The 8,319-nt window shown below is 70.5% G+C and carries 6 protein-coding genes; 4 read left to right on the top strand and 2 right to left on the bottom strand.

All coding sequences use genetic code 11. The features are described from left to right. Positions 1-33 precede the first annotated feature (33 nt). Positions 34-2,088, top strand: a complete 2,055-nt coding sequence (locus FNH08_RS12425) for an ArnT family glycosyltransferase (RefSeq protein ID WP_152771531.1) — start codon at positions 34-36, stop codon at positions 2,086-2,088. On the opposite strand, the gene FNH08_RS12430 is transcribed toward FNH08_RS12425, so the two are convergent. Further along, on the bottom strand, positions 2,081-3,256 hold the full coding sequence (locus FNH08_RS12430) for a Cmx/CmrA family chloramphenicol efflux MFS transporter (protein WP_152771532.1): 1,176 nt from the start codon (positions 3,254-3,256) through the stop codon (positions 2,081-2,083). The two genes, FNH08_RS12425 and FNH08_RS12430, sit on opposite strands and share 8 nt — an antisense overlap. A 191-nt stretch (positions 3,257-3,447) precedes the next feature. Between FNH08_RS12430 and FNH08_RS12435 the strand changes: the two genes are divergently transcribed. Continuing rightward, the gene (locus FNH08_RS12435; RefSeq protein ID WP_152771533.1) at positions 3,448-4,542 is read left to right on the top strand and encodes a serine hydrolase domain-containing protein; all 1,095 of its coding nucleotides are present in this window, start codon (positions 3,448-3,450) and stop codon (positions 4,540-4,542) included. A gap of 31 nt (positions 4,543-4,573) precedes the next feature. Here the strand turns inward: FNH08_RS12435 and FNH08_RS12440 are convergent, their stop codons facing one another. Continuing rightward, positions 4,574-5,407, bottom strand: a complete 834-nt coding sequence (locus FNH08_RS12440) for a FadR/GntR family transcriptional regulator (RefSeq protein ID WP_228034067.1) — start codon at positions 5,405-5,407, stop codon at positions 4,574-4,576. Between the two features lie 196 nt (positions 5,408-5,603). On the opposite strand from FNH08_RS12440, the gene FNH08_RS12445 reads away from it, so the two are divergent. Continuing rightward, on the top strand, positions 5,604-6,500 hold the full coding sequence (locus FNH08_RS12445) for a proline iminopeptidase-family hydrolase (protein ID WP_322724328.1): 897 nt from the start codon (positions 5,604-5,606) through the stop codon (positions 6,498-6,500). 23 nt (positions 6,501-6,523) lie between these two features. Next, entirely contained in the window at positions 6,524-8,248 is a 1,725-nt protein-coding gene (locus FNH08_RS12450) for an ABC transporter substrate-binding protein (RefSeq protein ID WP_152771534.1), read from the top strand. Positions 8,249-8,319 lie beyond the last annotated feature (71 nt).

Genomic DNA, 8,319 nt, shown 5'->3' on the forward strand with positions numbered 1-8,319 from the left:
CAACGCCTCCTCGCACACCCTGGAGTCCACGTCATGACCGCCCTCGCCCCGCCGCCCGTACCCGCCCAGGAGGACAGGCACCGGGTCGCACCGCCCGCCCCGGCCGGACTCGCCGCCCGGACCCGAAGGCTCCTCACCGGCGCCCCCGACGACCCGCGCTGGGCCCGCCCCGCCCTGTGGGCGATCCTGCTGCTGGCCACGGCCCTGTACGCCTGGAACCTGTCCTCCCTCACCGGCAACACCTTCTACAACGCGGCCGTCTACAGCGGCACCAAGAGCTGGAAGGCGTTCTTCTTCGGCGCCCTGGACGCGGGCAGCTTCATCACGGTCGACAAACCGCCGTTCGCCCTGTGGGTGATGGGCCTGTCGGCCCGGGTGTTCGGCTACGGCACCTGGCAGTTGACGCTGCCGATGGTCGCGGTGGGCGTGGGGTCCGTGGCCCTGCTGTACCGCATGGTCAAGCGGGACTTCGGCCCGGTGGCGGGCACGATCGCGGCGCTCGCGCTGACGCTCACCCCGATCACCGTCGCCATCAACCGCGACACCAACCCCGACCCGGTCCTGGTGTTCCTGATGCTGCTCGGCGCGGCCGCGCTGATGAAGGCCGTGCGCACCGGACGGCTGATGCCGCTGGTGTGGTCCGGGGTCGCGATCGGCTTCGCGTTCAACACGAAGATGATGCAGGCGTACGTCGTCCTGCCCGCCTTCTTCCTGGTCTACCTCTGGGCCGCGAACGTCTCCCTGGGCAGGCGGATCCGCAACCTGGCCGTCGGCACGGTGGCCCTCGTGGTCTCCAGCGCCTGGTGGATGGTGGTCGTCGACCTGATCCCCGCCTCCTCCCGCCCCTACATCGGCGGTTCGACCGACAACACCGTCTGGGACCTGGTCATCGGCTACAACGGCTTCGGCCGTATCCTCGGCGCCAGTTCGTCGGTGGGCTCGCAGGGCAACGGGGCGAGCTTCGGCGGCGAGGCGAGCCTCTACCGGATGTTCAACGAGATCATGGGCGGCCAGATCTCCTGGCTGATCCCGTTCGCGCTCGTCGCCCTCGTCGGCGGGCTGGTGCTGCGGGGACGGGCGCCTCGTACGGATGCCCGGCGGGCGGCCCTGATGCTGTGGGGCGGCTGGTTCGTCCTGCACTACCTGACGTTCGCCCTCGCGGAGGGCACGTTCCACCCGTACTACGTCACCGCCATGGCCCCGGGGATCGCGGCCCTGGCCGGTGCGGGCGGCGTCATGCTGTACCGGGCCTTTCGTGAGGGCGGGGCAGCGAAGTGGGGCTGGGTGCTGCCGGCCGGCGTCGCGGTGAGCGCTGTCTGGGCGGTCGTGCTGCTCCAGCGGGTGTCGGGCTCGGGGACGCTCTACACGGTCGCGGAGATCGTGATGGGTGTCGCGGGTGCGGTGTCGGTGATCGGGTTGCTGGCCGGGCGGTTCATGAAGCGGCAGCGACTCGTCGGCGTCGCGGCGCTGGCGGCGGTCGTGGCCCTGCTGGCCGGTCCCGCCGCGTACTCGCTCTCGGCGGCGACGACCGCGAGCACCAACGGCACCAATCCGACGGCCGGGCCGAACACCGGTGGCGGCATGGGCGGTGGCGGCGGCATGGGCGGCGGCACGAGTGGCGACCGGCGCCCGAGCGGCAGCGCGCCGAGCGGGACGGGGAACGCCGCCTCCAGCGGTTCCAGCTCCAGCAGTTCCAGCGGGCAAGCCATGGGCCGGCGCCCGTCCGGCGGCGGTGGCGGCATGGGCGGCGGCACCCAGGTGTCCTCCGAGATGATCTCGTACCTGAAGAAGAACCAGGACGGCGCCACCTGGCTGGTCGCGGTGGCCACCGACCAGACCGCGTCGTCGATCATCCTGGAGTCCGGCGAGCCGGTGATCTCCATGGGCGGCTGGTCCGGCAGCGACGACGCCATGACCCTCACCAAGCTCAAGAGCCTGGTGAGGGCCGGCAAGTTGCACTACATCGTCATCAGCGACAGCGGCCAGGGAAGCGCGAACTCCGAGATCGCGACCTGGGTCAAGAAGAACGGCACGGCCGTGAGCGACTACAGCGGCCTGTACCGCCTGGACGCCTCCGACGTCAGCTGACCTCCGCCTTCCCCCTGGTCCCGGGGCGGGCCGCCAGGCCCGCCAGGGCGAACGCGAGTGCCACGAGCAGGGCGCTCATCCACACCGGGGAGCGGTGGCCGAGACCCGCGCCGATGGTGAGGCCGCCCAGGGCCGGGCCCAGGGCGGCACCCACGTTGAGGGCGGCGGTCGCGAACGAGCCGCCCAGCGAGGGCGCCTCGGTCGCCGCGTACAACGCCCGCGTGATCAGCGTCGAGCCGACCCCGAACGAGAGCGTCCCCTGGACCAGTACGAGCACGACCGCCACCGCCGGGTCGCCCGCGGTGGCCGCCAGCAGCAACCAGCCGGCGAGCAGGGCGAGTCCGCCGGGGACGAGGACCAGCCCGGGACGGGCGTCGGACAGCCGCCCGGCGACGGTGACCCCGGCGAACGACCCGATGCCGAACAGCGCCAGCACGGCCGGCACCCACGCCTCGCCCACACCGGCCACGGTGGTGGCGAGCGGCGCGAGGTAGGTGAACGTGCAGAAGGTCGCGGCGTTCACCAGCGCGCCCAGACCCAGCGTCACCAGCAGCCGTGGCCCGCGCAGCGCCCGCAGTTCACGGCGCGCACCGGGTGCGTCCCCCGGAGCGGAGCCGGAGGGCGAGGCGTCCGGCACCGCCCACATGATGGCGAGGACGGCCGGTACGCAGACGAGGGCCACGGCCCAGAACGCCGAGCGCCAGCCCCAGAGCTGGCCGAGGAGGGCACCGGCCGGAACACCCGCGACACAGGCGATGGTGACCCCGCCGAGCAGCACGGACGTGGCCCGTCCCTTGAGGTGGGGCGCGACCATGCCGGTCGCCGTGGTGAGGCCGACCGCGAGGAACCCGGCGTTGGCCAGCGCGCCGAGGGCCCGTGTGGCCAGGAGAACAGCGAAACTGCTGGTGAGCGCGCCGATGACGTGCACCAGCATGAAGGCGGTCAGGAAGACCAGCAGCGCCCGCCGCCGGGGCCACCGCAGACTGAGGATCGCCATCAGGGGCGCCCCCACGATCATTCCCACGGCGAACGCCGACGTCAGCGCGCCGGCTGCCGGGATGGACACGTGCAGGTCACCGGCGATGTCCGGCACCAGGCCGGAGAGCATGAACTCGGACGTCCCCTGGGCGAAGACGGCCAGACCGAGCAGGTAGAGAGGGATGGGCATGAGTACTCCACGCACCGCGTCGAAAGGACAGGAGGGCCTGGAGACCGGCAGCCCGGTGGCGACGCGCGGACAGCGGAGGAACAACTCTTCAGCGCGCGTGGGAAAAAGCCACCGGACGACCGGTGGCTAACGCCTGTCTGACTCGGGGCTGGACATGCTGATCACCGTAACAGAGCCTCGGGAGGCATTTGATGAGCACGTACGCAACCCTGGAACCGCTGGAAAGCGGTGCCGTTCCCAGCGATCCCTGGGACGGTGTCGACGCCGTCGCGCTGGCGCGGGCCGCGCGGGAGCAGCACGCCCGGCCGGTGCCCGGTATCGGTGACATGGCGTCCTATCTCGCCGCCCAGGTGTCCGACGTGTCCCACCGGGACGTCGTCGGACCGCTGTTGGACGGGCGGGGCGCGAGCGGCGTCGTCGTGCGGCGCGGTGCGGTGATCGCCTCGTGGGGCGAGCCGGACCGCGAGGAGATGGCGTACAGCGCGACGAAGAGCGTTCTGGCACTGGCGGCCGGGATCGCGTACGACGACGGGCTGCTGTGCCTGGACGAGCCGGTGTCGAAGGCCGTCGGTCTGCCTCAGTTCGCGGACGAGCACGGGCGGGCGATCACCTGGCGCCATCTGCTGGAGCAGACGAGCCAGTGGGAGGGCGAGTTGTGGGGGAAGCCGACGTCGGTCGACGCGCAGAGCCGCAGGGAGGGGACGGAGTCGGCGGGCGGGCCTCCGGGTGAGGGCTGGGCCTACAACGACGTCCGCGTGAACCTCACCGCCCTGGCGCTGACGGTGCTGTTCGGCCGGTCCCTGCCCGAGGTGCTGCGGGAGCGGGTCATGGACCGGATCGGTGCCTCGAAGTCCTGGTCGTGGCACGGCTACGCCACCTCGTACGCCGATGTCGGCGGTTCCCGTGTGCCCGTGGTGTCCGGTGGCGCGCACTGGGGAGGCGGGCTGTGGATCAGCGCGCTCGATCTCGCCCGGATCGGCCACCTGTGTCTGCGCGGTGGCCGGTGGGGCGGGGAGCGGGTCGTGTCCGCCCGTTGGATCGAGGAGATGTGGACGCCCTGCCGGGTCAAGCCGAACTACGGTCTGTCCTGGTGGCTGAACGACGACCGCACGGTGTGGCCCACCGCCCCGGCCACGGGACGCTGTGCACGAGGCAACGGCGGCGGCCATCTGCTGTGGGTGGACCCGGCCCGTGACCTGGTGGTCGCCTCCCGGTGGGGCGCGGAGGGCGAGACGCTGCTGTCCGGCGTTTCGGCGGCGGTGGCACCCGGCTCCCGTACGGCCTGACCCGTCCTGACGGTTCCGTACCGGGTAACCGTCAGGACGACGGTTCCGTACCGCGTACGCGGGCCAGTACGTCCCGGAACATGTCGGCGCTGATCGTGAAGTGGTCCCGGGCGATCCGCTCCGCGCGCTCGGGCTCGCCCGCCACGATGGCCTCGTACAGGGCTTTGTGGTCCTCGCTGGCGCGGTGGAAGTGGGATCGCTCGCCCTTGCCCCAGGGTTCCGCGGGGAAGCCGAGGCTGGTCCGGGTGAGCAGGTCCCGGCTGAGCATGGTGATGTGCGGGTTGTGGGTGGTCCGGCAGATGCTGCGGTGGAAGGCGCTGTCGGCGAACTGTTCCTCGCGCGGGCTGGTCGCGGCGAGGTAGGCGTCGAGGGCCTCTCGCATCGGAGAGAGGTCCTCGGGCCGTCGGCGGCGGGCGGCAGTCGCGGCCACCATGCCCTCCACCAGCCCGCGCAGGTCGAAGAGCTGCTCGAACTCCTCCCAGCGGGGCAGCAGCGTACGGCGCACCGCGTCCGCGGTGGACTCGCTCCAGCTCTCGCGGACGAAGGCCCCGCCGTTGCGGCCGCGGCGGATCTCGATGACACCCATGGCCTGGAGGCGGCCGACAGCCTCGCGCACGGTGGGGCGGCTCACCCCCAGCAGTCCGGTCAGCTCGCGCTCGACCGGCAGCCGCTCGCCCGGCAGGAAGTCCCCGACGGCGATCGCGGTCAGCAGCCGGTCGCAGACCTCGTCGACCGCCGAGGCCACGCGGACGGGCCGCAGCTCGGGCGAGGGAGCGCCACCGGACAGGGCGCGGTCGAGCATCCGCGCGAACTCGTCCTCGGTCAGCTGTCCTCCTCGGGTCGGCGGCGGGCGCCGCACGGTCATGGGCGGCGGATGCCGCTCAGGTAAACGCACACCGGACACGTAAACAGGCCGTTACGACTTGCCCCGGCGCCACTAAAAGGTCTTGTGGACTGAGCATTTACCCAATCACTATGTCAGCCATCCCGTCACACCCACCTCTTTTCGGACAAGGACCGGCTGATCTTCGACTCCCCCAGCCGGTCCGGGAGGAACTCCCGTGGCGATCCCCGAACCGAACCACACCGGAACCGTCGACTTCAACGGCTGGTCCACCTGGTACCGGATCACGGGCGAACCGGGCAGGACACCCCTGGTGGTCCTGCACGGCGGCCCCGGCGCCGGTCACGACTACACCCTGCGCATCGCCGGTATCGCCCAGCAGGGCCGCCAGGTGGTGCACTACGACCAACTGGGCACCGGACGCTCCAGCCATCTGCCCGACGAGGGCGCCGACTTCTGGACCGTCCAGCTCTTTCTCGACGAACTCGACAACCTGCTGAAGACGCTGGGCATCGCAGACGCGTACCACGTCCTCGGCCAGTCCTGGGGCGGCATGCTCGCCGCCGAGCACGCGGTCCGGCGCCCGCCCGGGCTGCGCGGCCTGGTCATCGCCAACTCCCCGGCGTCCATGGAGCTGTGGCTCGCGGCGGCGCACGAGCTGCGGGGCGCGCTCCCGCGTGAGGTCCAGCGCACCCTGCTCGCCCACGAGGAGGCCGGCACCACCGACCACCCCGACTACAAGGCGGCGGAGGAGGTCTTCAACGAGCGTCATGTCTGCCGCGTGGTCCCCAACCCGCCCGAGGTACAGGCCACTTGGGACAACATCGCCGCCGACCCGACCGTCTACCACACGATGAACGGGCCGAACGAGTTCCACGTCGTCGGCACGCTCAAGGACTGGTCGGTCGTCGACCGGCTGCACCTGATCGACGTACCGACCCTGCTGGTGTCCGGGCGGTACGACGAGGCGACTCCGGAGACCGTCCGTCCCTTCGCCGACCACATCCCGGATGTGCGCTGGCACCTGTTCGAGCACTCCAGCCACATGCCGCACATCGAGGAGGAAGAGCTCTACCTCCGGGTCGTGGGCGCGTTCCTCGACTCCACCGACTGATCCCCTGACGGGAGTTCGTTGCAATGTCCCGCAGCACGAGACGGGGGGCGCTCGCCGCCGCCACCGTCGTCCTCGCCCTGACCGCCGCCGCCTGTTCGTCCTCCGACGACGGCTCCTCCTCCGGCCCGACCGCGTCCTCCTCGGGCTCCGGCTCCTCCGCCTTCCAGCCGCAGCACAAGGGCGGCACCCTGAAGCTCGTCGCCCACGCGGCCGCGGGCAGCTTCGACCCGCAGGTCAACTACACGCTCCAGTACTGGCAGCTGTACCAGTCGATGTACGACGGGCTGCTCTCGTTCAAGAAGGTCGGCGGCCAGGAGTCGTTCACCGTCGTACCGGACCTCGCCGAGGCCATGCCCAAGGTCACGGACGGCGGGAAGACGTACACCTTCACGCTCCGCAAGGGCATCAAGTTCTCCGACGGGAAGGCCCTGACCACCGACGACGTGGTGGCGTCCTTCCAGCGCATCTTCAAGGTCTCCAGCCCCACGGCGGGCACCTTCTACAACGGCATCGTCGGAGCGGACACCTGCCTCAAGAAGCCCGCGAGCTGCACGCTCGACAAGGGCGTGGTCGGGGACGCGAAGACCGACACGGTCACCATCAAGCTCACCGCGCCGGACCCGGAGTTCCCGTACAAGCTGGCCGTCCCGCACGCCAGCATCCTGCCGAAGGACTCACCCGCCAAGGACGCGGGCACCAAGCCGCTGCCGTCCACCGGCCCGTACATGGCGGCCTCCTACGACCCGAACCGGCAGCTGAAGCTGGTCCGCAACCCGCACTTCAAGGAGTGGTCGCGGGAGGGACAGCCGCAGGGCTACCCGGACGTGATCCAGTACTCCTTCGGGCAGACCGTGGAGTCCGAGGTGACCGCCGTCCAGAACGGCACGGCGGACTGGATGTACGACCCGCCGCCCGCCGACCGCCTGAACGAGATCGGCACCAAGTACGCCTCGCAGGCGCATGTGAACCCGCTGACCGCGTTCTGGTACGCGACGCTGAACGTGAACATGGCGCCGTTCAACAACAAGCTGGCGCGCCAGGCCATCAACTGGGCCGTGGACCGCGACGCCGTGGTGCGGCTGTACGGCGGCAAGAACCTGGCCTCGCCCGCGTGCACGATCCTGCCGCCGGGCTTCCCCGGGCACGTCGACTCCTGCCAGTACACCAAGGGCGGCGGCAAGACCTGGTCGAAGCAGGACCTCGCCAAGGCCAAGGAGCTGGTGAAGAAGTCGGGCACGGCGGGGCAGGAGGTCGGCATCGTCGTGCAGGACGACGACGTGAACAAGTCGATCGGCCAGTACCTGCAGAGCCTGCTGAACGAGCTCGGGTACAAGGCGACGCTCAAGCCGCTGTCCGGGAACATCCAGTTCACGTACATCCAGAACACCAAGAACAAGGTGCAGCTCGCCCTCACGTCCTGGTACCAGGACTATCCGGCGGCCTCGGACTTCCTCAACGTGCTGCTGTCCTGCGCCTCGTTCCACCCCGGCAGCGACTCCAGCATCAACATCTCCGGGTTCTGCGACAAGGGCGTCGACGCCCGGATGCAGACCGCGCTGAAGACCTCGCAGACCGACCAGAAGGCCGCCGACCAGCAGTGGGGCGCGATCGACCAGGACATCATGAAGCAGTCCCCGGTCGTCCCGCTGATCAACCCGAAGATCATCGACTTCACGTCGAAGCGGGTCGGCAACTACCAGTTCAGCAAGCAGTTCTACATGCTCGTCGGGCAGTTGTGGGTCAAGTGACCAGCACAGTGCCCGTAGCGGCCACCGCTGAGGCCCGGCGTTCGCCGGGCCCCTGGCGGACGGCCGTTGCC

The organism is Streptomyces spongiae (assembly GCF_009377185.1).
In the GTDB taxonomy this organism is placed as follows: Bacteria; Actinomycetota; Actinomycetes; order Streptomycetales; family Streptomycetaceae; genus Streptomyces; species Streptomyces spongiae.